The organism is Alphaproteobacteria bacterium, from assembly GCA_020638555.1.
Lineage (GTDB): Bacteria > Pseudomonadota > Alphaproteobacteria > Bin95 > Bin95 > JACKII01.
Genome location: JACKII010000002.1, coordinates 472912 through 495157, shown reverse-complemented (window position 1 = coordinate 495157; position 22246 = coordinate 472912). Strand labels below are relative to the sequence as shown.

At 66.1% G+C, this 22246-nt stretch carries 18 protein-coding genes; 12 read left to right on the top strand and 6 right to left on the bottom strand.

Annotated features, from left to right (window positions below):
* Positions 1–8 precede the first annotated feature (8 nt).
* On the top strand, positions 9–1301 hold the full coding sequence (locus H6844_08200) for a hypothetical protein (protein ID MCB9929382.1): 1293 nt from the start codon (positions 9–11) through the stop codon (positions 1299–1301).
* A gap of 13 nt (positions 1302–1314) precedes the next feature.
* Here H6844_08200 and H6844_08195 read toward each other — a convergent pair whose 3' ends face one another.
* Positions 1315–1953, bottom strand: coding sequence for a hypothetical protein (locus H6844_08195; protein MCB9929381.1), 639 nt, complete (start codon positions 1951–1953; stop codon positions 1315–1317).
* A gap of 138 nt (positions 1954–2091) precedes the next feature.
* On the opposite strand from H6844_08195, the gene H6844_08190 reads away from it, so the two are divergent.
* From H6844_08190 to H6844_08170, 5 genes are all read left to right on the top strand, one after another.
* Positions 2092–2313 (top strand): hypothetical protein, encoded by a 222-nt coding sequence (locus H6844_08190; protein MCB9929380.1) that lies wholly within the window; start codon positions 2092–2094, stop codon positions 2311–2313.
* A gap of 36 nt (positions 2314–2349) precedes the next feature.
* On the top strand, positions 2350–3687 hold the full coding sequence (locus H6844_08185) for an MFS transporter (protein ID MCB9929379.1): 1338 nt from the start codon (positions 2350–2352) through the stop codon (positions 3685–3687).
* Between the two features lie 24 nt (positions 3688–3711).
* The gene (locus H6844_08180) at positions 3712–4197 is read left to right on the top strand and encodes a GFA family protein (protein ID MCB9929378.1); all 486 of its coding nucleotides are present in this window, start codon (positions 3712–3714) and stop codon (positions 4195–4197) included.
* Positions 4198–4484: 287 nt separating this feature from the next.
* Complete coding sequence (locus H6844_08175) at positions 4485–5498, top strand: LLM class flavin-dependent oxidoreductase (protein ID MCB9929377.1); 1014 nt, start codon at positions 4485–4487, stop codon at positions 5496–5498.
* A 38-nt stretch (positions 5499–5536) separates the two neighbouring features.
* Positions 5537–7201 carry an acetolactate synthase gene (locus H6844_08170; protein MCB9929376.1) on the top strand — a complete coding sequence of 555 codons (1665 nt, stop codon included), beginning with the start codon at positions 5537–5539 and terminating at the stop codon, positions 7199–7201.
* Positions 7202–7561: 360 nt separating this feature from the next.
* On the opposite strand, the gene H6844_08165 is transcribed toward H6844_08170, so the two are convergent.
* The 3 genes from H6844_08165 to H6844_08155 all read right to left on the bottom strand — a co-directional run bounded on the left by H6844_08165 (position 7562) and on the right by H6844_08155 (position 12854).
* Positions 7562–9907 (bottom strand): AAA family ATPase, encoded by a 2346-nt coding sequence (locus H6844_08165; protein ID MCB9929375.1) that lies wholly within the window; start codon positions 9905–9907, stop codon positions 7562–7564.
* A gap of 63 nt (positions 9908–9970) precedes the next feature.
* Positions 9971–11182 carry a CoA transferase gene (locus H6844_08160; protein MCB9929374.1) on the bottom strand — a complete coding sequence of 404 codons (1212 nt, stop codon included), beginning with the start codon at positions 11180–11182 and terminating at the stop codon, positions 9971–9973.
* A 103-nt stretch (positions 11183–11285) separates the two neighbouring features.
* Complete coding sequence (locus H6844_08155; protein MCB9929373.1) at positions 11286–12854, bottom strand: D-alanyl-D-alanine carboxypeptidase; 1569 nt, start codon at positions 12852–12854, stop codon at positions 11286–11288.
* Here H6844_08155 and H6844_08150 point away from each other — a divergent pair.
* Positions 12853–14013 carry a redoxin domain-containing protein gene (locus H6844_08150; GenBank protein MCB9929372.1) on the top strand — a complete coding sequence of 387 codons (1161 nt, stop codon included), beginning with the start codon at positions 12853–12855 and terminating at the stop codon, positions 14011–14013. The genes H6844_08155 and H6844_08150 overlap by 2 nt on opposite strands.
* A gap of 43 nt (positions 14014–14056) precedes the next feature.
* Here the strand turns inward: H6844_08150 and H6844_08145 are convergent, their stop codons facing one another.
* On the bottom strand, positions 14057–15652 hold the full coding sequence (locus H6844_08145; protein MCB9929371.1) for an ABC transporter substrate-binding protein: 1596 nt from the start codon (positions 15650–15652) through the stop codon (positions 14057–14059).
* A 219-nt stretch (positions 15653–15871) separates the two neighbouring features.
* On the opposite strand from H6844_08145, the gene H6844_08140 reads away from it, so the two are divergent.
* The 5 genes from H6844_08140 to H6844_08120 all read left to right on the top strand — a co-directional run bounded on the left by H6844_08140 (position 15872) and on the right by H6844_08120 (position 20926).
* Positions 15872–16261: a hypothetical protein gene (locus tag H6844_08140; GenBank protein MCB9929370.1), complete on the top strand. Its 390-nt coding sequence runs from the start codon at positions 15872–15874 to the stop codon at positions 16259–16261.
* A gap of 112 nt (positions 16262–16373) precedes the next feature.
* Positions 16374–17969, top strand: coding sequence for a malate synthase A (aceB, locus tag H6844_08135; protein MCB9929369.1), 1596 nt, complete (start codon positions 16374–16376; stop codon positions 17967–17969).
* Positions 17970–17994: 25 nt separating this feature from the next.
* Positions 17995–18816 (top strand): helix-turn-helix domain-containing protein, encoded by an 822-nt coding sequence (locus H6844_08130; protein ID MCB9929368.1) that lies wholly within the window; start codon positions 17995–17997, stop codon positions 18814–18816.
* Positions 18817–18948: 132 nt separating this feature from the next.
* Positions 18949–20241: a glycolate oxidase subunit GlcF gene (gene glcF, locus H6844_08125; protein ID MCB9929367.1), complete on the top strand. Its 1293-nt coding sequence runs from the start codon at positions 18949–18951 to the stop codon at positions 20239–20241.
* A 520-nt stretch (positions 20242–20761) separates the two neighbouring features.
* The gene (locus tag H6844_08120) at positions 20762–20926 is read left to right on the top strand and encodes a hypothetical protein (GenBank protein MCB9929366.1); all 165 of its coding nucleotides are present in this window, start codon (positions 20762–20764) and stop codon (positions 20924–20926) included.
* 270 nt (positions 20927–21196) lie between these two features.
* Here the strand turns inward: H6844_08120 and H6844_08115 are convergent, their stop codons facing one another.
* Positions 21197–22237 (bottom strand): DMT family transporter, encoded by a 1041-nt coding sequence (locus tag H6844_08115; GenBank protein MCB9929365.1) that lies wholly within the window; start codon positions 22235–22237, stop codon positions 21197–21199.
* Positions 22238–22246: the final 9 nt, after the last annotated feature.

Genomic DNA, 22246 nt, shown 5'->3' with positions numbered 1-22246 from the left:
CAACACATATGAAAGATAGTTTCAACGCTGAGGAACTGCGCCCAGTATTGGAAATGCACGCTAAATCTATACGTCATGCTGTTTCCGATAATGAATTTTCACAAGAACATGGGAAAATCTTTGCAGCATGGTCTTTTAGTGGCATTTACCCGGCCATATCACCTCGCAAAATTCTGTCCCCACTCAATAAAAATGATCATTATGACCTTACCGCACTGACTGTGGTGAGACATCTACCGGAATGCACGCCTTATTTAGGATACAATAACTATCTACCTCCGGGAACTATCGGAAAGCTCTTTAACCACCTATCCTATCGAATTGATTTTTTGAATAAAATACGATCGGCTCGCTCTTCAACCGAAATAAAACAAGCCTTTGCAACTAGCTTATACTTACCTAATAAAAATATTGGGAAAAGCGATGTCGAACAGGCTTTACGAAATTACATGGAAACCATCCAATTTCCAACCTTAAAAGAAAATATATCGTTAATTGTCGAAATGATTAGAAATAATATATTCAAATTGCCAGATTCCATAATAGATTCGGATACCCTCTTTAATTCTATACCAGCCGATAGTCTGTTAAATAATATCCAACAGGATAATTTAAAGCACCGCCTCTCCAGGAAAAATAATTCAGAACAAACAATGGAACATCACATTTTTGAATCGTGGATGGATGCTATTGATCTTCGTCACATATTATTCATGAATCGCGATTTTCGAGAAGAAAAGGGAAAGTTCATCGCCGTTGGATCGCAAATGAAAAGGAACTTTTTTGCTCAGGAAGCAGATCAATATTCTCGACATTTTCTGACATTTCTATATTGGACCGTAGCTATTACCTCATCACTCGATGATGAAATAAATATAAAAAGGAACACAGCAAGAACACTCGAGCTAAAAAATGATATCATGAAAATTATCTACAGAAAAATACAGGCATTAATTAGAGATAATGACCAATTCATCTACCCAGAACTAATGCGTATGATTATGAAAGATTTCTGGATTCCATTCCTTTCATCACTGCACCCAAATGAAGTAACGAGCCTTGGATACAATAAGGAAGAAGTTTCCGTAGCAGAACGGAGCCTGATGGGCGATAAGCAAGCAACTCGGGCATTGGTCGATGGAGCCCTCCAAGATGCAACGGACGCGTTCAATATATTAGCACTAGCTGTCGATCCGAGCTCTCTTGACCCCTTGATGTACGCAGGGCCAAATATTCGAGACAATGAAAGATTTCGACGCATTATTGCCCAAATAGATACCGTTGGAAGTTCTAATAATTGAATAATATCAATAATTACTCAAGAATCTTACGAAGATTGGTGCCAGGGTGGCCATCAATTACTGGCTTGATAATTCTCCATATTTCCGCATCGCCATTTGGAGGGGAAAGTAAATCTACAATTTTTTGGTGATTTTTGATATAGGAATCTACTAGGACTGTAGACACTGGAAAGCCGCCATTCGATGATTCAACTATTCTCTGCGGGACATCTGATCGACTTAGAAGCCAGTTTATCCACTTTGTGTTTGCACCTGTTGAATCAGGAATTGCCACCAACTCTGTGTTTAGCAGTTCTGGATACAGGCCCATAGTGAGAGAGTGCGCTATTTGATCTAATATCTCGAAATATGACGGTAATACTCCAATCGTTATACTTTGTATTTGGATAGACTTATTATTGTCGAGGGATATTGCATGTAAATTCAATTGCTCATATAGGGATTCTAATTCAGATCTCTGATTCCAGAAGCCAGAAACAATCCAAACCAAGGCAATTGCCGTCGAGAAACCACCGACAAACGATCCATAATCTGCAACCTGCTTAGAATCCACATTGTAAAACAAAAATGCCGCTATAATTAATAAAAATAACGTCGAACACGCAGAAATAAGCATTAACCACTTTGTGCTATTTTTGACAATCCTGTTCATATTTTCTGTCATCCCCAATCCCTTCCCAATGTTATATTTCTCCTCAAATTCCTTGAATAACATCCTCAACAAAATTGATCAATTTCATTCTTTTCTTAAAAGGGCTTTTTCGGCTTATAATCTCAAATTTCCCACCGGATGCAAAGTGAACCCATGCACACCACCGGCTCCTGCTACTGCGGCTCCGTCCGCTTCTCATGGGAGACCTATGTGCCCGTGCCGTATCTGCGCTGTCACTGCTCGATCTGTCGCAAGGGCGCGGGCGAGCAGCACAGCACCACCGTCCCCGCCGCCATCGGCGAGGAAACCGGCTCCTCGCGCGGGCGCCTGGCCCTTCCGCTCCCCCCGCGCATCGGCTAGGACTGGGGCCGGTCCCCGTGCCTGCGGAGCGTTGCCATGCTGAGCGTTCTCTCTCACCCGGTCTACCGGCGCCTGTTCGCGGCGCAGGTCATCGCGCTACTCGGCACCGGCTTGCTGACGGTCGCCCTCGGCCTGCTGGCCTACGATCTGGCGGGCGAACGGGCGGGGGCGGTGCTGGGTACGGCGCTGGCAATCAAGATGATCGCCTATGTTGCGCTCGCCCCGCTCGCCAACGCCATCGCCGAGCGCATCCCGCGCAAGGCGCTGCTGATCGGTGCGGACCTGCTGCGCGCCTCGGTTGCGGTGTTCCTGCCGTTCATCGACGCGGTCTGGGAAATCTACGCTCTGATTTTCGTCCTCCAGGCGGCGTCGGCCACCTTCACGCCGGCGTTCCAGGCGACGATCCCGGACATTCTCGACGACGAGGACGCCTACACCAAGGCGCTGTCGCTCTCGCGCCTGGCCTATGACCTGGAAAACCTGATCAGCCCGGCGCTGGCGGGCGCGCTGCTGCTGGTCCTGAGCTTCCACTGGCTGTTTGCCGGCACGATGCTGGGCTTCCTCGCCTCGGCCGCGTTGGTGTGGCGGACGGCGGTGCCGCCGCGCCGCGAGAGCGGGAAAGCCCGCAGCTTCCGCGAGCGGCTGACGCGCGGAACGGGCATCTACCTCGCCACCCCGCGCCTGCGCGGCCTGCTGGCCCTGAATTTCAGCGCCGCGGCGGCGGGCGCGTTCGTGATCGTCAACACGGTGGTCGTGGTCAAGGCCGGCTATGGCGCCTCCGAAAGCGACGTGGCACTGGCCCTGGCGGCCTTCGGCGGCGGCTCGATGGCGGCGGCACTGGCCTTGCCGCGGCTGCTGCAACGGGTGGCCGACCGCACGGTGATGCTCGCCGGTGCGGGCCTGCTGGCGCTGCTGACCCTCGCCTATGGCGGCGTCTGGCTCGCCGGAGGCCTGCCCGGCTGGCCGGCGTTTCTGGCGGCCTGGGCGGCCAGCGGCGCGCTCTATTCCGCCATCCTCACGCCCTCCGGCCGCCTGTTGCGACGGTCCGCCCATGCGGAGGACCGGCCGGCGGTGTTCGCCGCGCAGTTCGCCCTCAGCCATGCCTGCTGGCTGGTCAGCTATCCCGTCGCGGGGCAGGTCGGCGACCGGATCGGCCTGCCGGCGGCCATGCTGCTGCTGGGCGCGGGCGCTCTGGCCGGCGTGCTGGCGGCGCGAACGCTCTGGCCGGCGGACGACCCGGAGGTGGTGCCGCACGACCATCCGGACCTGGCCCCGGACCACCCCCACCTGCGGCAGCACGGGGCGGGCGGGCCGCGCCACCGGCATGTGTTCGTCATCGACGACGAGCACCAGGCCTGGCCGGCGCGCTCCTGACCCGGCCCGAGGAAGGATCGAACCATGCACCTCACCGGCTCCTGCTATTGCGGCTCCGTCCGCTTCTCGTGCGAGGCGTATGCGCCCGTGCCGTATCTGCGCTGTCACTGCTCGATCTGTCGCAAGACCGCGGGCGGGGGCGGGTTTGCGATCAATCTGGGGGCGCTCGCTGCCAGCCTCAAAGTCGAGGGCGAAGAGCACATCACCATCTTCCACGCCGTCATCGACGGCGAGCAAAGCCCCGGCGAGCGCCGCTTCTGCGCCAAGTGCGGCTCGGCGCTCTGGGTCTGGGACCCGCGCTGGCCGGACCTCGTCCACCCGTTCGCGAGCGCCGTGGACACGCCCCTGCCGGAGCCACCGGAGCAGGTGCACATGATGCTCTCGGCCAAGCCTGGCTGGGTCCGCGACGACTCCCGGCCCGGCGAGGCCCGGCACGCGGACTATCCGGACCGGTCGCTGGAGGACTGGCACCGCGCCCACGGCCTGCTCGACACCCCCGACAAGGGCTGAGGCAAACTCCGCTTCATCCCGAGTGGCCGGCGCCGCCGGCGTATCGAGGGGGCGAGCGCGTCCCTCGATACGGGCCTGCGGGCCTACTCGGGATGAAACCGGAGGGTGGGATGAAACCGGCGCATGGGATGAACCCGGAGGGTGGGATGAAATGGCGGGTGAGGGTCTCCCTCCCCCCGCAAGCGCTGGCCCTGCCCGCGTGACGCCGGTAGGATGGGCGGCAACCATAAGGCCCGCGCCCATTCGAACGCGCGGCGCCCCTCCCCGCGCCCGAGGAAACCGCCCCGATGTCCCCTGCCCTGCGCTTCGGCACGTTCGACCATCTGGACAAGAGCGGCCGCCCCATCCCCGCCGACTATGCCGAGCGCCTCAGCCTGGTCGAGGCCTATGACGCGGCCGGCTTCTATGCCTTCCATCTGGCGGAGCACCACGGCTCGCCGCTGGGTCTCGCCCCCAGCCCCAGCGTGTTCCTGGCGGCGGTGGCGGCGCGCACGAAGCGGCTGCGCTTCGGGCCGCTGGTCTACACCCTGCCGCTCTACCAGCCGCTGCGCCTGATCCAGGAGATCGGCATGCTCGACCAGATGAGCGGCGGCCGGCTGGAAATGGGCGTCGGCCGCGGCATCGTCGCGTTCGAGACCGCGTTCTACGGCCTCACTCACCTGGACACCCCGCCCCGCTTCGAGGAGGCGCTGGACATCCTGAAGGCCGGCCTCTCCAGCGAGCGCCTGACCTATGAGGGCAAGTTCTGGACCTATCGCAACGTGCCGATGGAAATCCCGCCGGTGCAGCGGCCGCACCCGCCGCTCTGGTACGGCGTCGGCCGGCCCGATCACGGCGCCTGGACGGCGGCGCGCGGCATGAACATCGTCGGCAATGGCGGCCCGGCGGACCTGAAACCGATCTTCGAGGCCTACCGCGCCGCCGGCGGCCCGACCGACGCGAAGCTGGGCTTCTCCCGCCACCTGATGATCGCCGACGACCGGGCCGAGGCGGAGCGGCTGGCGGCGCCGGCCTTCGACCAGTGGCGGGCGAGCCTCGCCAAGCTCTGGCGCGACAACGGCGCCGACCCGGTGCGCTTCCCCAGGGACTATGCCGAGGCCAAGGCCCGCGGCCTCGCCATCGCCGGCACGCCGGAGGCGGTGGCGGAGACGCTGGCGGGCCAGATCGCAGCCGCCGGCGCCAACTACATGCTCTGCCGCTTCGCCTACGGCAACCTGCCGGCGGACGCCGCGCGGCGCTCGGTCGACCTGTTCGTCGAGCGGGTCGCACCCCACTTCCCCGGCGCGCTGCAACCGGCCTAAGCTGCCCGACGACACTCCGTTCCCCAGAGAGAAACGCCATGACCCAACCCGTCGCCTCCATCCTCGCCGATACGCTCGCCAACCATGGCGTCGACACGATCTATTGCGTGCCGGGCGAGAGCTTCCTGCCGCTGACCAACGCGCTGCGCGACCGGCCGCAGATCCAGCTCGTCGTCTGCCGGCACGAGAGCGGCGCGGGCCTGATGGCGGTCTCGCACGCGCGGGTGCGCGGCGCGCCCGGCGTCTGCCTGGTGAGCCGCGGGCCGGGCGCGATGAACGCCGCCATCGCCCTGCATGTCGCCTATCACGACGCCGACCCGGTGGTGTTCCTGATCGGCCAGGCGGAGCGGGACGAGCTGAACCGCATGGCCTTGCAGGAGATGAACTATTCCAAGACCTTCTCCGACACCACCAAGGCGGTGATCGAGGTGATCCACCCGGAAAACATCGCCGAGGACACCGCCCGCGCCTTCCACATCGCCCAGAGCGGCACGCCGGGGCCGGTGGCGCTGATCCTGCCGGAAGACCTGCTCTATGGCGAGGCCAAGGCCGAGGCGGCCCAGCCGCGCCGCGTGGTGCGCCCCGGCATGACGGCCGACGACACGGCGGTGGTGCTCGACCTGCTGCGCCGGGCGGAGCGACCGCTGGTGGTGGCCGGCAACCGTCTGCACGGCGACGGCCTCGCCGACCTGCAACGCCTCGCCGAGACGTTCCAACTGCCGGTGGCGGTGCCGCAGCGCCGCTTCCACGCCTTCGACAGCCGCCACCCGAATGCCGGCGGCCGGCTGCCGAACCGGGCCAATGCGGGCTCGCTGGCGATCATGAAGGAAAGCGACCTGATCCTGGTGATCGGCGAGCGCATGCTGCCCTCCTGGACCCAGAACTTCCAGTTCCCCAAGGCGCCGGTGCCGGACCAGACGTTCGTCCATGTCTGGCCGGACGCGACCGAGGTCGGCCGCGCCTACGCCCCGACGCTCGGCATCGCCGCCGACCCGCACGCCTTCGTCCAGGCCATGCTGGCGGCCGGCCCCGGCGAGCTTCCGGCCGGGCGCAAGGGCTGGGTCGAGCGGCTGAACGCCCAGCACCGCGAGGTGATGACCTACAAGACGCGCTCGTCCAACGACGGGCTGGTGTTCGGCAATGTGGTCGCCGCCATCGACCGGCATATGAGCCCGGATGCGGTCGTCACCTGCGACGCCGGCAATTTCTCCAGTTGGATGGCGCAGTTCCTGAACATGGGGCCGGGCAATATGTTCGTCGGCGCGGTGGTCGGCGCCATGGGACCCGGCGTGCCGGCGGCGGTCGGCGCGGGCATCGCCGCGCCGGGGCGGCAGGTGGTGGCCTTTGTCGGCGACGGCGGCGTGCTCATGACCGGCAACGAACTGGCGACGGCGGTGCAGTACGGCGTGCCGGTGAAGATCTTCATCTCCGACAACAGCGCCTATGGCACGATCCGCATGCACCAGGCCCGCAGCTTCCCCGGCCGCGGCTATGCCATCGAACTGAAGAACCCGGATTTCGCGAAGTGGGGCGAGAGCTTCGGCGCCAAGGGCATCACCATCGAGACCGAAGCCGAGGTGGAGGCCAAGGTGGCCGAGGCCATGGCCCATGACGGCCCGGTGGTGATCCACTGCCGCACCAGCCTCGACCATATCTCGCCCAACGCCACCATCAGCGGCATCGAGGAAGCCGCGCGCGCCTGACCTGGCGGCCCACGATGATCGCTGGGTTTCCATCGAGACCCGGTGTTTCCCGGCCGCCGCGGAGCGGTGCGCCGGGATCGGTATCATCCTGCGAACACCGCCCTCGCCGGTGTTCGCGACAGCGAGCGGCCCCGGAGCGGCGCTCCGCACCGTCCGGGGAACATTGGCGCTCCGCACCGTCGGGGTACCGGGATTGCCGGTGCCGCTTCGCGCCGCTGGAGCGGAGTCTTTTCCAGCCGGCTCACCAGCCCAGCTTCCCTGTCCCCGCGTGCGCGGGAGGCGGGGCAGGAGAGTGGCTCAACCAGGACCGAAAACGCGCTGAGCCGGCGGGCTCGCATCCCGCCTTGCCCTCTCGCCCTCTCAGCGCGCCGGGCGATAGGTCTCGGCGATGCTGGCGTTGAAGGCCTCCAGGCGGGTCATGACCCGGCCGAACACGCTGTCACCGGCATAAGCGCCCGCGGCATCGGCCGCGCCGACCGGGGTTTGCAACAGCGTCTCCAGCGCCTCGTCGACATGGTTGACCACCCAGAGGTGGAAGCGGCCGGCGGCGACCGCGTCGGCAACCTCCTGCTTCAGCACCAGGTTGCGGGCGTTGGCGGCGGGGACGATCACGCCCTGCCCGCCCGTCAGCCCGTCCGGCCCGTCCAGGCAGGCGCGGTAGAAGCCCTCCACCTTGCGGGCGACGCCGCCCACCACCTGGGCGTGGCCGTGCTGGTTCATCGAGCCGGTAATGGCGATGTCCTGGCGCACCGGCAGACCGGACAGGTCCGAGATCACCGCCACCGCCTCCGCCAGGCTAGCGCTGTCGCCCTCGACGCCGCCATAGCTCTGTTCGAAGGTGATGGAGCAGGTGAAGGACAGCGGGATGGCGGTGGCGAAGCGGCCGGCGAGGAAGCCTTGCAGGATCATCGCCCCCTTCTGCTGGATCGGCCCGCCCATGGCGACGACCCGCTCGATATTGACGATGCCGTCGCGCCCGGCCGAGGCGCGGGCGGTGACGCGGGCCGGCGAGCCGAAGCTGTGGTCGCCCAGATCGCGCACGGTCAGGCCGTTGACCTGCCCCGCCGCCGCGCCGGTGGTCTCGATCAGGATGGTGCCGTCGGCGATGCGCTCGTGCATCAAATCCTCGGCGCGGGCGTTGCGGACGCGGCGCTGGGCGATGGCGCGCTCGACCGAATCCGCCGTCACCGGCCCGTGATGGGCGCCCACCCGGGCCTCGGCGATGACATCTTCCAGCAGCTCGAACTTGGCGCTGAGGCGGGTGCGGTCGTCGGCGAGACGGCTGGCATGGGCCAGCAGGCGGGTGATGGCGGCGGGCTCGCAGCCGGTGGCGCCGCGGCGCTCGGCGATCTGCTCCAGCAGGCCGGCATAGCGGGCCAGGTTGTCGGCGTCCGCCAGCATGTCGCTGTCGATTTCCGCCTTGATGCGGAAATGGGTCTGGAAGTCCGGGTCCGCGCCGAAATAGGTCTGGAACCATTGCGGCGCGCCCACCAGCACCACCTTCACGTCCAGCGGAATCGGCTTCGGCCGCGGCGCGCCGGCGATGGGCAGGGCCGCCTGCTGGCGCAGGTCTTCCAGCTGGATTTCCTGGTCGCGCAAGGCGCCCTTCAGGAACAGCCAGCTGAAGGGCTGGGCCGCCAGCGCCTCGGCCCGCAGGACGAGGATGCCGCCATTGGCCCGGTGCAGGGCGCCGGCGCGCAGCAGGGTGAAATCCGTCTCCAGCCGCATGCCGGCCTGGCGGTATTCGAACCGGCCGAACAGATTGTCGTACGTGGGGTTCGCCTCCAGCACGACCAGCGGGTGCTGGTTGTCGCTGTGGTCGACGAACAGGTTGACTGCATAGCGCAGTTCCGGCGGCTCCAATGGCGGAGCGCCTTCGGGCTGCTGGGAGGCGAAGCGCTGGATGTTGTCGAGAATGTCGACCCGCACCTCCTCCAGCCAGCGCAACAGCGCGCCATGGCCGGTAAACTCGCCGGCAAGTTCGGAGATCAGGCCGTGAATCGCACCGTCCGCGATCTGGAGCGACACCTGGCGGGCGTGTTCGGCCACCTGCTTTTGCTGCATGCCCGCCCAGCGCGAGACCTGGGTCAGGCGCTCGGCAATGGCGCGGGCGTCCGCCTGCACCTGCTCCATTTCCTGCGGCGTCAGTTGCTTGGGTTGCTCGCCCTCCTTCGGCTGCACCGGGGTGATGGTCGGGCCGGTCTGGGTCTGGACGATGGTCAGGCCGCGGGATTCGGCCTCGGCCTTCACCTCGGCAATCTGCCGGTTCACCTCCTCCTGCAACCGGCGCGCCGGCGCCTGTAGCGCGGTCTGGTGGGCTTCGTCCTCGAACGCCTTTTGCAGGGCGGCGCGGATGTTCGGGATCAGCGCCGCCATGGCGTCGCGAAAGCGGCGGCCGGTGCCCGCGGTCAGGCGGCACGGGCGCGGCCGGTGCGGCCGGCGGAAATTGTTGAGATAGACCCAGTCCGGCGCGGGCGGGCGCCGGTTCATCTCCGCGTTCAGATAGGTCAGCGTCTCGGTCATGCGGCCGCTGCGGTCGCCGCCGACGACGAAGATGTTGAACCCCGGCGTCCGGGCCGAGAGGCCGAAGTCCAGCGCCTCCTTGGCGCGGGCATGGCTCGACAGGGCGAACACCCCGCCCGGCGCCGGCGACGGCGTGTGATGCGGCATGCCGATATCGGCGGCGGTGAGTTTGGTGGCAGCCATGCTGTGGCCTCCCTGGGCGCGGATATTCCTTCTCTTACTGACTTAGGCTGCCAGACGCCGATGTCAGCCCACAACCCTGTCTTCACGAAGTTTTGCGATGTCGGCCGACGAGAAGCCCACCTCGCCCAGCACCTGGTCGGTGTGCTGGCCGACATGCGGCGGCGGCGAGACGACGCTGGGCGAGCCCTCGTTCAGGTGGAAGGCGGCATTGATCATGGCCATGGACTTGGCGAGGCCGACCGGCGGGTCCACCGTCTGGACGACATGGCGGTGGATCACCTGCTCGTCCCGCAGCATTTCCGGCACGGTGTTGACGACGCCGGCGGGGACGCCCACCGCCTCCAGCTTTTTCTCCCATTCCTTGGCCGGGCGGGTGGCAAAGGTGCGGGAGAGTTCCTCGAACAGGGCGGGGCCGTTGTCCATGCGGGTCAGGCGCTCGGCAAAGCGCGGATCGGTCTTGAGGTCCGGGCGCTCCAGCACGTCGCACATTTTCTCGTACTGGGCCTGGGTGGCCGTGGCGATCTGGATCATGTTGGTCGCGGTCGGATACACCGTCGGCGCGTTCGAGGATGCGGCCGAACCGTTGCCGGCCAGTTGCGGCTCGATCCCGCAATTCAGATAGTGCAGCACCATGGGCGAGATGAAGCCGATGGCGGCGTCCAGCATGGACAGGTCGATACGCCGGCCCTGGCCGGTGCGCTCGCGCGCGAACAAGGCCGACGAGATGGCGTAGGCGGCATGGATGCCGGCGGCCACGTCCGTCACCCAGAAGCCGACCTTGGTCGGGCCGTTCTCCGGAAAGCCGGTCAGCGTCATCATGCCGGAATGCGCCTGGATGACGGGATCGTAGGCGGCCTTGCCCGCCAGCGGCCCGGTCGCGCCGAAGCCGGAGATCGAGCAATAGACAATGTTCGGCTTCCACTCGCTGATCGTGTCATAGCCGAAGCCCATGCGCGCCAGCGTGCCGGCCTTGAAATTCTCGACCACGACGTCGGCGCTTTCCACCAGCCGGCGCACGACGTCCCTGGCGCCGGGGTGTTTCAGGTCGAGGCCCAGCGAGCGCTTGTTGCTGTTGAAGGCCATGAACAGCGAGGATTGGCCCGCGTCCAGGAAATCCGGCCCGCCGGCCATCATCGCCCGGCCCTGGTCGCCGCCCTGGTGATGTTCCAGCTTGATCACGTCGGCGCCCTGAAGCGCAAGCTGGTAGCTGGCATACGGGCCGGAAATCACCTGGGTGAAGTCGACGACCCGCACCCCTTCGAAAACTTTCGCCATGGCTCGGCCGATCTCCTCGGGCGCGGATATGGAAGGAATTGGCGCACATTCTGCGACAAGCGCCCGCAATCGAAAAGAGGGAGCGAACGCCGGCCCGCAGGGTTCAGAGGGAAGCGGCCCAGTATTCGAGGATTTGCTGCTCCAGCCGCTTGGCCCGCGCGAGCCAGGCCCGTGCGCGGATCTGCACCGGGGCCCGGAACCGTGCCGGGTTCGCCTCATAGGCCCCGCGGGCGGCGAGGTCGGTGTGCATCAGCACGAACAACACGCGCCGGCCCGAGGCCGCGGTGAGGACGCCCGCCTGTCCGCGGGCATAGTACATGGTGCCGCTCTTGCCGCCCAATTCCGTGTCGCGGTCTTCCACCCAGGACGGCGGGCGCAGCAGGGCCAGGAACGGCACCGGCTCGCCCGCCTGGCTCGCCTTGCCCTCGCCTTCCTGCGCTTGCCATTCGGGCGGCGGCGCATAGCTGCGGCCCGAAGCAAAGCGCAGCAGTTCCAGCAGCGCCCGCGGCGTCGCCCGCGTCCGGCCGGAAAGACCGGACTGGTTGACGGTCTGCCAGCCGGCCCTGGTCACCGCCGGAACGGTCCGGTCGAGCCAGGCCCGCACCGCGGCCGCGCCCTCCGCCAGGGTGCGGGTTTTGGGGTTCAGCGCCCTTGCCGTCGCCAGCCCGATCAGCTCCGCCGAGAGATTGTTGGAATAGTCCAGCAGGTCGCGCACCGCGAGCAGCAGCGGCCGGCTCTCATGGACGGCAATTTCCGTCGCCCCTGCCGGCGGTCCCTTCGCGGCCTCCGGCGGGGGCAGGGCGACACCAGCGCGGGCGGCATAGGCCCGCAGCATCGCGGCCGCGTGCCGGGCGGGCGCGCGCACCGCGACGCGCCTCTGCCCCTCGCTGGGGACCTGCGGCGTCAGCAGATAGCGGAGGCGCGCGCTGCCCACCGCCTCCACCGAGCGGCCGTCCGGCAGCGGACGGGGCGCGATGCCCGCCAGCGCATCGCCCAGGTCCGGCCGCAGCGACACCAGCAGGGCGCGGCTTTTCGGGTCGCGGGTCCAGCGCAGCCATTGCCGGTTGAAGTTCACCGACAGGGCCGAAATCGGCGGGTTGTAGGGTTTCAGCCCGTCGTCGCCGGGGTCGATCTGCGCCACGAAGGGCAGGGTTCCGTCGTCGAAGCTGAAACGCACCACCGGCCGCCCGGCCAGCGGCACCACCAGGGATTCGGCCAGCCGATCCAGGTTTTCCTGCACCAGCACCGGGTCGCCGCCGCCGGAGAGGTGCAGATGCACCCCGCCCGCCACCGGAACGGCGAGCACGCGGGTGCGGAACCGATGGTCGGGTCCCAGCACCTCCAGCGCCGCCAATGCCGTCGCGAGCTTGACCATGGAGGCGGGGATAAATGCCTGATCCGCCAGATGGCTGCGCAGGACACGGCTCGTGTCGAGGTCATAGACGATATAGCCGACTTCCGTGTCGGCAAAGCCGGCGTCGCGGACCAGGGCACGCTCCGAGCCGGCGGCGAGGGCCGGGCCGGACAGCGACAGGCAGGCGATGACGATGGCGGCGATGGTAACCAGCGCCGCAACGGGGTTTGCAAGCGCGCCGCACTGGCCTAGACCCTTGGCCATCATGGGCCGGCGCAGGTGCCGCCGGCCCGCGCGAATGCACCGGAGCCCCCGCATGAGCCTCCCGATCCCCGGCGAGCCAGCGCCCGCGTTCAGCGGACGGACGACCGACGGCCAAACCCTGGATCGCGACACGCTCGCCGGCGGCTTCACCACGCTCTGCCTGTTCGGCTCGGCCGGGCATCCGGCCATGGCGGCAATGCTGGACCGGCTCGCGGCACGAACCGAGCTGTTCGACGGCGAGTCGCACCGCCTGATCGGCGTCAGCATCGACCCGGACGACGAGCGGGAGGACCGGCTGCCCGGCGCCTCCGCCGGGGTTCGCATGCTGCTGGACTTCGACCAGTCGGTGAGCCGGGCCTTCGGCGCTCTCGACGATGCCTCCACGGACGGAGCGGACAACGGCGTCGCCTTCCAGCCGCTGACCGTGCTGCTGGACGCGGCCATGCGGGTGCTGGCGGTGCACCGTATCGACGATCCGGACGACCACCCCGTCCATCTCTGCCAGTTTCTCCAAGGCCTGCCGTCGGCCGGGCCGCCGCGGCCGGCCGCCCCGCAAGCGCCGGTCCTGCTGTTGCCGATGGTGTTCGAGACCGAGCTGTGCCGGCGCCTGATCGCCCATTTCGACACGCTCGGCGGGCAACCGTCCGGCGTGTTGGAGGACGTGGACGGCAAGACCGCCCTCACCTTCGACCCGGGCCGCAAGCAACGCCAGGACGCACTGATCGCGGACGAGACGCTGCGCACGGCCGTGCAAATCCGTGTCCGCCGCCGGCTGATCCCGGAGATTCGCAAGGCTTTCCAGTTCGAGGCCACCAGGATGGAACGCTCCGTCGTGACACGTTACGCCGCCGGCGATTTTTGCGGCCTGCACCGGGACAATGCCGCGCTGGGCACGGCTCACCGCCAGTTCGCGGTCACCATCCCCCTGAACGCAGAGACCTGTTCGGGCGGGCTGCTGCGCTTTCCGGAATATGGACCACAACTCTACCCGATTCCCACCGGTTGTGCCCTGGTGCATTCGTGCAGCCTGCTGCACGAGGTGACGCCGGTGCGCGAGGGCACGCGCTATGCCTTCATCCCGGTCCTGTTCAACGAGGCCGCGGCCAGGCTGCACGAAGCCAGCGCCGCCCATCTGGCACCGGGCGTGACCCCCGACCGGCGCGAATTCGTCACCCCGGCGACGGGCCAGGTGGGCCAGGTGCGGCCGGGCTGAGCCTCACGCAACGGCGCGCGGCTCGCCCGAACCGGACCGGCGGCTATTTGTCGAGCCACCAGTCCTCCATGCGCCAGGCGTTGTAGATGCTGTTCACCTGACGGGTGACATTCTTCACATAGGGCTGCCAGCACGTCGCCGCCTTGTTGTGATGGATCACCGGCCGGGCGTGGTCGAGTTGCAGGCGGCGGTCGATCTCCCAGACCAGTTTCCTGCGCTCCTCCTGGTCGGCCATGCCGGCCTGCTTCTTGAACAGATCGTTCAGTTCCTCGTTGCAATAGGCCGTGTAATTGCGCTGCGAGCCGCAGGAATAGTTCTCGAAGAAGTTCACGTCCGGATCGTCGATGCCGACGCCGGTCAGGTTGAGCGCGACCTGATAGTCCTTGCGGCCGATGCGGCCATACCAGTTGCCGGTCTCGATCACATCCAGCTCGCCCTGCACATAGACGTGTTTCAGATGGTCGATCAGGATCACCGCCGGATCGCGATAGACCGCGATATTGCGGGTCGCGACCTTGATTTTCAGCGGATTTTCGGCGCTATAGCCCAGGCTCTCCATCAGCTTGCGGCCCTCGGCACGGCTGGCTTCCACATCCGGGCCATACCCCGGGAGTTGTTCCAGCATCTCCGCCGGCATGCCCCAGACGCCTTCCGGCGGCGGCATCATCGCGCCGCCGATCGTGTTCTGGCCCTCGGCCAGGATCTGGTTGAAGGCCGCGCGGTCCAGGGTCAGTGCCAGGGCCTGGCGCACTTTCGGGTTGTCGAAGGGCGGCGCGTCGCGGTTCAGCATCAGATTGGTGTAGACGCCGGTGGGGGTCAGGTCGCAGACGGCGGCCGGATCCTGTGCCTTTACATCCTTCAGCATCGGGATGGTGATGTCGGCATCGAACGTCATGTCGAACTCGCCGGCGGTGAAGGCCAGCGCGCGGGTCGAGCGGCTGCGGATGATGGTCCACTCGATGCCGTCCAGATAGGGCAGGCCCTTCTTCCAATAGTGCTCGTTCTTGGCCAGCGTGATGCGCTCGTTCTGCTTCATCTCGACGAATTTGAACGGACCGGTGCCGATGGGTGCGGTGCGCATGGCCTTGGCGCTGACATGGCAGGGATAGACCGGCGAATGCCCACCGGCCAGCAACGCCAGGAACGAGGTCTGCGGCTGGCCCAGATGGAAGGTCGCCTCCAGGTCGCCATTGGTCGTGACCTCCCGCAGGTTCCAGTACCAGGGCTTGCGCGGGTTCTTCTGGAAACGCATTTCGCGCGAGTCGTCCTTGCCCTGGATCCGGTCCCAGGTGCATTTCACGTCGGCGCTGGTGAAGGGCTTGCCGTCGTGCCAGGTGACACCCGGGTGCAGCTTGAAGGTCAGGGCGGTGCGGTCGGCGTTCCAGGACCACGAGTCCGCCAGGTCCGGGATGATCGAATCCAGGCTGTTTTTCCGCACGTGCGGGTCGAACATCACCAGATTGTTGTAGACCGCCATAAAGGGCGCGACGGTGGAAATCGTGGCTTCCTCGTGGATCGAGGCGCTGGGCGGCGTCTCGCGATGATAGAGTTTGAGAATGCCGCCCGATTTCTGGGCGAGGGCGCCGTGACTGGCGGCCATTGTGGCCACCGCCAGCGCACCGGCTAGGACTTTCCGCATCTGATGGACCTTCCCATGGTTATGCACGACGGCGTGTTGGCCACCGCCTGAAGCAGAGACTCTAAGTGAAGCCGCCGCGAACGGGAAAGATGTTTTCTCACGGCACGAAACCAATATTGACGAACCGTGACTTGATCTGGACAATTCAAAAGAAGGGGGTGGGTTTTGGCTATAAAAACCGAACAAAAATATCGGGTTAGCGGAGACGGCTGGCGGCGGATGGCGGTTGCCAGAACACTGGTCCGCACCGCCCGCGCCGGATCCGTCCGGGTCGAGGCCGCCTTCGGCGCCGACGGCGAAGCCCGGTTGACGCTGCAAACCGGTCCCGGCGGTGGCGAGCGGGCCGTGTTCTCGGCAACCCTGGCCGCGGACGTGGCCGAGGCCATCCTGCGCGCCTGCCCGGCGCCGATTGCCGAATGCCTGCGGCACACGGTGCCCGCAGCGGGCCGGACCTGGTGGGTGGACGAGCCCATCCCCGCCGCGCCGCCGGCTTGCCGCGCCATCCTCAAACTCGGTCGCGGCCAGCCCCTGCCGGCGGAAACGCCGGACTGGGTCGGCGCCCCGATTGACGGGCCGGACGACCCATCGTTCCATGGTCCGGAGCGGTAATCGGGGAGGAGCGTGCGCCACCTTTAATTTCCACGATCCGAAAAGGCTCCTTGATTGTGGAAGGGTCGGCTGCTGAAACGCCCGCAAATACCGCACATCGCTGGAGGCTGTCATGGCTGTCGAGATCAAGGGCGAGATGAAGCCCGGTTACGCTGAAATCCTGTCCGCAGAGGCGCTGGCATTCCTGGAGGGCCTGCACCGGCAGTTCGACGCCCGCCGCAAGGAGTTGCTGGCCGCGCGCACGGCGTTTCAGAACGATCTCGACGCCGGCAAGGCCAAGCTCGACTTCCTGCCGGAAACCGCCGCCGTGCGCGCGGGCGACTGGCAGGTGGCGCCGATCCCCGCCGACCTGCAGGACCGCCGGGTGGAGATCACCGGGCCCTGCGACCGCAAGATGGTCATCAACGCCCTGAACAGCGGCGCGAAAATGTTCATGGCCTGCCTGGAGGACGCCACGGCGCCGTCCTGGGACAACATCGTCCAGGGCCAGATCAACCTGCGCGACGCGGTGGCGGGCACGATCAGCTTCCACGATCCCGGCAACGGCAAGGACTATACCCTGGGCGACGATCTGGCGACGCTGCTGGTCCGTCCGCGCGGCTGGCATCTGGACGAGAAGCACCTGCTGGTCGACGGCGTCGCCATCAGCGGCTCGCTGGTGGATTTCGGCCTCTATTTCTTCCACAACGCCAAGACGGCGCTGGACCGCGGCACCGGCCCCTATTTCTACCTGGCCAAGCTGGAGCATTATCTGGAGGCGCGGCTCTGGAACGACGTGTTCGTCTGGGCGCAGGACCAATTGGACGTGCCCCAGGGCTCGTGCAAGGCGACCGTGCTGATCGAGACGCTGCCCGGCACCTTCCACGCCGAAGAAATCATCTATGAGTTGCGCGAACACATGGCCGGCCTGAACTGCGGCCGCTGGGACTATATTTTCAGCTATATCAAGAAGCACCGCGCCGACCCGACCAAGGTGCTGCCGGACCGCGCCGCCGTCACCATGACCGTGCCCTTCATGCGCGCCTACTCGCTGCACGTGATCAAGGTCTGCCACAAGCGCGGTGCCTTCGCCATGGGCGGCATGGCGGCCCAGATCCCGATCCGCGGCGACGAGGCGGCGAACGAGATCGCCTTCGAGAAGGTGCGCGCCGACAAGGAGCGCGAGGCCACCGACGGCCATGACGGCACCTGGGTCGCCCATCCGGGTCTGGTGCCGGTGGCGATGGAGGTGTTCGACGCCGCCATGCCGCAACCGAACCAGGTCGCCCGCCAGCGCGATGACGTGCCGGCGGCCACCGCCGCCGAACTCACCGCGCCCTGCGAGGGGCCGAAGTCCATGGGCGGGCTGAAGATGAACGTCAATGTCGGCATCGGCTATATCGCTGCCTGGCTCGGCGGTCTGGGCGCGGTGCCGCTGCACAATCTGATGGAGGACGCGGCCACCGCCGAAATCAGCCGCGCCCAGCTCTGGCAGTGGCGCAAGCACAAGGTGACGCTGGACTCGGGCGAGGTGGTGGACGACGCCCTGATCAAACAGGCCTTCGCCAACGAGGTTGCGAGCCTGAAGCAACAGCATGGCGAGGAAGGCTTCAAGGCGGGCCATTACGGCCCGGCATCGAAGCTGCTGGAAGAGATGGTCCTGGCCGAAGACCTGGGCGAGTTCCTGACGCTGCCGGCCTATGACCTGCAGTTCGCTCCGGCCGCCTGAGGTGAAGGCCGAAAGAGCGAACGCGATGGCCAATTCCGTCTCCCTGCCCCGGAAACCGGCGAAAGCCGGCGCCGAGCGCTCCGGCCAGGTGCAAAGCCTGGTGCGGGCGCTCCGCCTGTTGCAGGAGGTGGCCGAAGCCGGCGACGGCATCACGCTCACCGAGGTCGCCAATCGGGTCGGCCTGCCGGTGTCGTCGGCGCACCGACTGCTCTCCACCCTGCAACTGGAAGGCTTCGTGCGCTTCGACGGCGAGCGCACGCTGTGGTTCGTCGGCGTGAAGGCGTTCACGGTCGGCAATGCCTTCCTGCGCGCCCGCGACCTGGTGCAGGTGGCCCGCCCCTATATGCGCGGCCTGATGGAACAGTGCGACGAGACTGTCAATCTGGCGGTGGAGGATGGCGGCCAGATCATCTATCTGGCGCAGATCGAGTGCCGGCAGATGATGCGCGCCCTGGCCTCGCCCGGTGCGCGGGTGCCGATGCATTCGTCCGCCGTGGGCAAGGTGTTGCTGGCCTATATGAACCCGCTGGCGCAACAGCCGATGATCGACCGGATGAAGCTGGAGCGGTTCACGCCGAACACCATCACCGGCCGCGAGCGGTTCCTGAAAACGCTGTCGGACATCCGGATCAAGGGCTATGGGCTCGACGACGAGGAGCATGCGATCGGCCTGCGCTGCGTCGCCGCGCCGATCTTCAACGAGGCGCGCGAGGCCATAGCCGGCATCTCGCTGTCGGGGCCGGCGGCGCGGGTCACCGACCGGCGCTTCCGCGAACTGGCCGAGATGGTGCAGCGCACCGCCCGGGTCATCACCCGCGAATTCGGCGGCAAGCCGCCGGAGGAGTAGGCCGGACGGCCCCTTGTTTCATCCCGAACAGGGCCGAACGGCCCGGATCGCGGCAGCCGAGGTCAGACGCAAAGGCCCCTTCGACACGCGGTGCCGCCGCTGCCCAGGGGAAAGCCGAAAAGGCGACGTTCCATGCAAACCCATTTCACCGCGGCGCAGAAGGCCGATCCGCGCATTGCCGAGGCGGACGCGATCCTGCGCAACTGCGTCCATTGCGGCTTCTGCACCGCCACCTGTCCCACCTACACCCTGCTGGGCGACGAGTTGGACAGCCCGCGCGGCCGCATCTACCTGATCAAGGACATGCTGGAGAACGACCGGCCAGCGACGGAAGAGGTGGTCAAGCATCTGGACCGCTGCCTGTCCTGCCTCGCCTGCATGACCACCTGCCCGTCGGGCGTGCATTACATGCACCTGATCGACCTGGCCCGCGCGCATGTGGAAGAGACCTACCGGCGGCCCTGGTTCGACCGGGTGCTGCGCGGCGGGCTGGCAAAGCTGATCCCCTATCCGGGGCGGTTCCGGGCGGCGCTGGCGCTGGGGGCGCTCGGCAAGCCGTTGGCGCCGCTGCTGCCGGCGCGCCTGAGGGCCATGGTGCGGCTCGCCCCCCTGCCTGCCGGCCGCTCGCCCGGTGACGCGCCGGGGGTCTATGCGGCCGAGGGCGCGCGCCGGCATCGGGTCGCGATCCTGCCCGGCTGTGCGCAACGGGCCATCGCCCCGGCGATCAACGAGGCCACAATGCGCCTGCTGCGTCGGCACGGGGCCGAGGTGGTGTTCCCGGCCGGGGCCACCTGCTGCGGCTCGCTGGTGCACCATATGGGCCGGGAGGGCGAATCCCACGCCCAGGCCAAGGCCATGATCGACGCCTGGTGGCCGGAAACGGCCGAGGGCGGCGGCGCGGGCCTGGACGCCATCGTCATCAACGCCAGCGGCTGCGGCACCACGGTCAAGGATTATGGCCACATGCTGCGCAACGACGCCGCCTATGCCGAAAAGGCCGCGGTGATCAGTGCCCTGGCGAAGGACGTGAGCGAGTTCCTGGCGGAGATCGGCCTGGCCGCCCCGGTAGTGAAGACCGGCCGGCGCGTCACCTATCACGCCGCCTGCTCGCTGCAACACGGCCAGCGGGTGCGGAACCAACCGAAGGCGTTGCTGGCCGCCGCGGGCTTCGTCGTCAGCGAGCCGGCGGAAGGGCATCTCTGCTGCGGGTCGGCCGGCACCTACAACCTGTTGCAACCGGAAATCGCCGAGCGCCTGCGCGAGCGCAAGCTGGGCAACATCGCCGCCACCGGCCCGGAAATCGTCGCCGCCGGCAATATCGGCTGCATCACCCAACTGGCAGGCAAGGCCGGCGTGCCGGTGGTGCACACGGTGGAATTGCTGGACTGGGCAACGGGCGGACCGAAGCCGGCAGGGGTGGGGTGAGGTAGCGACATCAGCCAAGAGGCAGATATAGCATCCTCTCCTTATCAAATCCTCATGATTAAGTTTCCCGCCAACTTTTCCAAGTCTACCCGGCAATCAGTGTCTGGCTTGATGGAGGCGCCATTCCGCAGCAGCCCTCACTTCCCTACTAAAACACTCAGGAAATCTGAGGACAGCTGCTTCAATGGACCAGTCGAGAAGGTTTAAATTTCGGAGACGCTTGAAACCGTACTGAATTTCCCCACTAACAACCAATTTAGAAATAGCCTGAACTGTACCCAATTGCTCCCTCGCGGCTACAGATCCCGATCAGCTCCGCCAACTCCAGATGATGTACCTCCGCCACCCCGAGAGGAACAAAGCGCCTGCGAAATCGCGGAAGAATGTGAATCAACACTCGTATCGAACAGCTTGCCAAGGAACTGGCAGCCCTCGCGACGCTCGGCGGGAACGCGCACGCACGAGGAACGCCGCACTGAAAATCAAACGCCTGGAACACATCGCCATCACGGTCAGTGACATGGACAAGCGCCCGGAGACCTGGGTCGACGTCCTGGGCATCGACCAGGAATACGAGGAGCAGATCGGCCAGACCAAGCTCGCGCATGCTGCCGGTCGGAGAGAGACCATCGCGAACTGTTCGCAGGCCACCGGGCCGGACTCCCCCGTCGACGGCATAGCGTGAACGATGACGCGAGGCCGTAGAAGGCGCGCACCCCATGCGCCACCGGCCGGTCCGTCCGCCAGAGCGCCGGGCCGGCGCGCCAGAGGAAGGGCAGGCTGAGGGCCAGGCCGAAGCCATAGCGCATCAACAGCACCTGCAAGGGCGAATAGCCCGCGCCCAGCAGCTTCACGCAGGCAAAGAGCGCCGCAAACGTCAGGGCGGCGAAGCAGACCAGGCCGATGGCAAAGCCGAGGCGGGTGCCGTCCTCGGGCGGTGCGAGGCCCGGCGCGGTCACGGCGTCCGGGCCGCCGGGGTGGGTTCGGGAATGGGTTCGGGGGCCGGCTCGGCCGCGACCTCGGCGATGGCGCCGCGGCGCACGGTCGGGCGGCCGGTGACGATGCGCTCGCGGTGCCAGACATAGAGGCCGGCGGCGGCCAGGATGCCGCTACCCGCCAATGTCGGCAGGTCCGGCAGGTTGCCGAACACGAACAGGCCGATCAGCGTCGCCCAGATCATGGTGGTGTAGGAGAACGGCGCCAGCAGCGAGGCCGAGGCCAGGGTGAAGGCGCGGATGGTCAGATACTGGCCCAGCAGGTGGCAGCCGGCGATCAGGACCAGCAACAGCCATTGCTCCGCCGTCGGCGTCTGCCAGGCGGCCAGGCCGAGGGGCGTGATCACCATCAGACCGCCGCAGGTCGACCAGACCAGGATCGCCAGCGGCCGCTCGCGCCCGCGCATGGCGCGCGTGATGATCAGGCCGCAGGCCCAGAGGAAGGACGAGACCAGCGGCAGCACCATGGCCAGTTCGAACGTCGCTCCACCGGGCCGGAGGATCAGCAGCACGCCGAAAAACCCGACGCCGACCGCGGCCCAGCGGCGAATGCCCACCTTCTCGCCCAGAAACGGGATCGAGAGCGCGGTGACGTAGAGCGGCGAGACGAAGCCGATGGCGGTGGCGGTGGCGAGCGGCAGAGATTGCAGGGCGTAGACGAACAGGGTCGCCGACCCGATCAGCGCCACGCCCCGGGCCAGGTGCAGCACCGGACGCCCGGTCGCCAGCGGCCGCGAGCGCCAGCGCGCCACCACCACCGGCAGCAGGAACAGCAGCACCAGTGAATAGCGCACGAAGATGATCGTCTCCGGCACCATGCCGCTGGTGGTCAGCAGCTTGCAGAGGCCGTCCATGACGACGAAGGTCAGCATCGCCGCCAGCACGATGGCGATGGCGAGGCTGGGCCGGTCGCCGGCGGTGTCGCCCCCCGCCGGCAGGTCGGGCATGGCCTTGGCCGGGGCGAGGCGCGCAAACAGGGCGGGGCGGACGACGGCCGTCATGGGCGGGGC

What these genes read in the sequence shown, in the direction of transcription:
- H6844_08140 (MCB9929370.1), top strand. Translation starts at nt 15,872, where the DNA reads ATGGCGGTTGCCAGAACACTGGTCCGCACCGCCCGCGCCGGATCCGTC.
- H6844_08150 (MCB9929372.1), top strand. Translation starts at nt 12,853, where the DNA reads ATGAGCCTCCCGATCCCCGGCGAGCCAGCGCCCGCGTTCAGCGGACGG.
- H6844_08120 (MCB9929366.1), top strand. Translation starts at nt 20,762, where the DNA reads ATGGACAAGCGCCCGGAGACCTGGGTCGACGTCCTGGGCATCGACCAG.
- H6844_08160 (MCB9929374.1), bottom strand. Translation starts at nt 11,182, where the DNA reads ATGGCGAAAGTTTTCGAAGGGGTGCGGGTCGTCGACTTCACCCAGGTG.
- H6844_08165 (MCB9929375.1), bottom strand. Translation starts at nt 9,907, where the DNA reads ATGGCTGCCACCAAACTCACCGCCGCCGATATCGGCATGCCGCATCAC.
- H6844_08175 (MCB9929377.1), top strand. Translation starts at nt 4,485, where the DNA reads ATGTCCCCTGCCCTGCGCTTCGGCACGTTCGACCATCTGGACAAGAGC.
- H6844_08145 (MCB9929371.1), bottom strand. Translation starts at nt 15,652, where the DNA reads ATGCGGAAAGTCCTAGCCGGTGCGCTGGCGGTGGCCACAATGGCCGCC.
- H6844_08190 (MCB9929380.1), top strand. Translation starts at nt 2,092, where the DNA reads ATGCAAAGTGAACCCATGCACACCACCGGCTCCTGCTACTGCGGCTCC.
- H6844_08130 (MCB9929368.1), top strand. Translation starts at nt 17,995, where the DNA reads ATGGCCAATTCCGTCTCCCTGCCCCGGAAACCGGCGAAAGCCGGCGCC.
- aceB (MCB9929369.1), top strand. Translation starts at nt 16,374, where the DNA reads ATGGCTGTCGAGATCAAGGGCGAGATGAAGCCCGGTTACGCTGAAATC.
- H6844_08155 (MCB9929373.1), bottom strand. Translation starts at nt 12,854, where the DNA reads ATGCGGGGGCTCCGGTGCATTCGCGCGGGCCGGCGGCACCTGCGCCGG.
- H6844_08115 (MCB9929365.1), bottom strand. Translation starts at nt 22,237, where the DNA reads ATGACGGCCGTCGTCCGCCCCGCCCTGTTTGCGCGCCTCGCCCCGGCC.
- H6844_08180 (MCB9929378.1), top strand. Translation starts at nt 3,712, where the DNA reads ATGCACCTCACCGGCTCCTGCTATTGCGGCTCCGTCCGCTTCTCGTGC.
- H6844_08185 (MCB9929379.1), top strand. Translation starts at nt 2,350, where the DNA reads ATGCTGAGCGTTCTCTCTCACCCGGTCTACCGGCGCCTGTTCGCGGCG.
- glcF (MCB9929367.1), top strand. Translation starts at nt 18,949, where the DNA reads ATGCAAACCCATTTCACCGCGGCGCAGAAGGCCGATCCGCGCATTGCC.
- H6844_08170 (MCB9929376.1), top strand. Translation starts at nt 5,537, where the DNA reads ATGACCCAACCCGTCGCCTCCATCCTCGCCGATACGCTCGCCAACCAT.
- H6844_08200 (MCB9929382.1), top strand. Translation starts at nt 9, where the DNA reads ATGAAAGATAGTTTCAACGCTGAGGAACTGCGCCCAGTATTGGAAATG.
- H6844_08195 (MCB9929381.1), bottom strand. Translation starts at nt 1,953, where the DNA reads ATGAACAGGATTGTCAAAAATAGCACAAAGTGGTTAATGCTTATTTCT.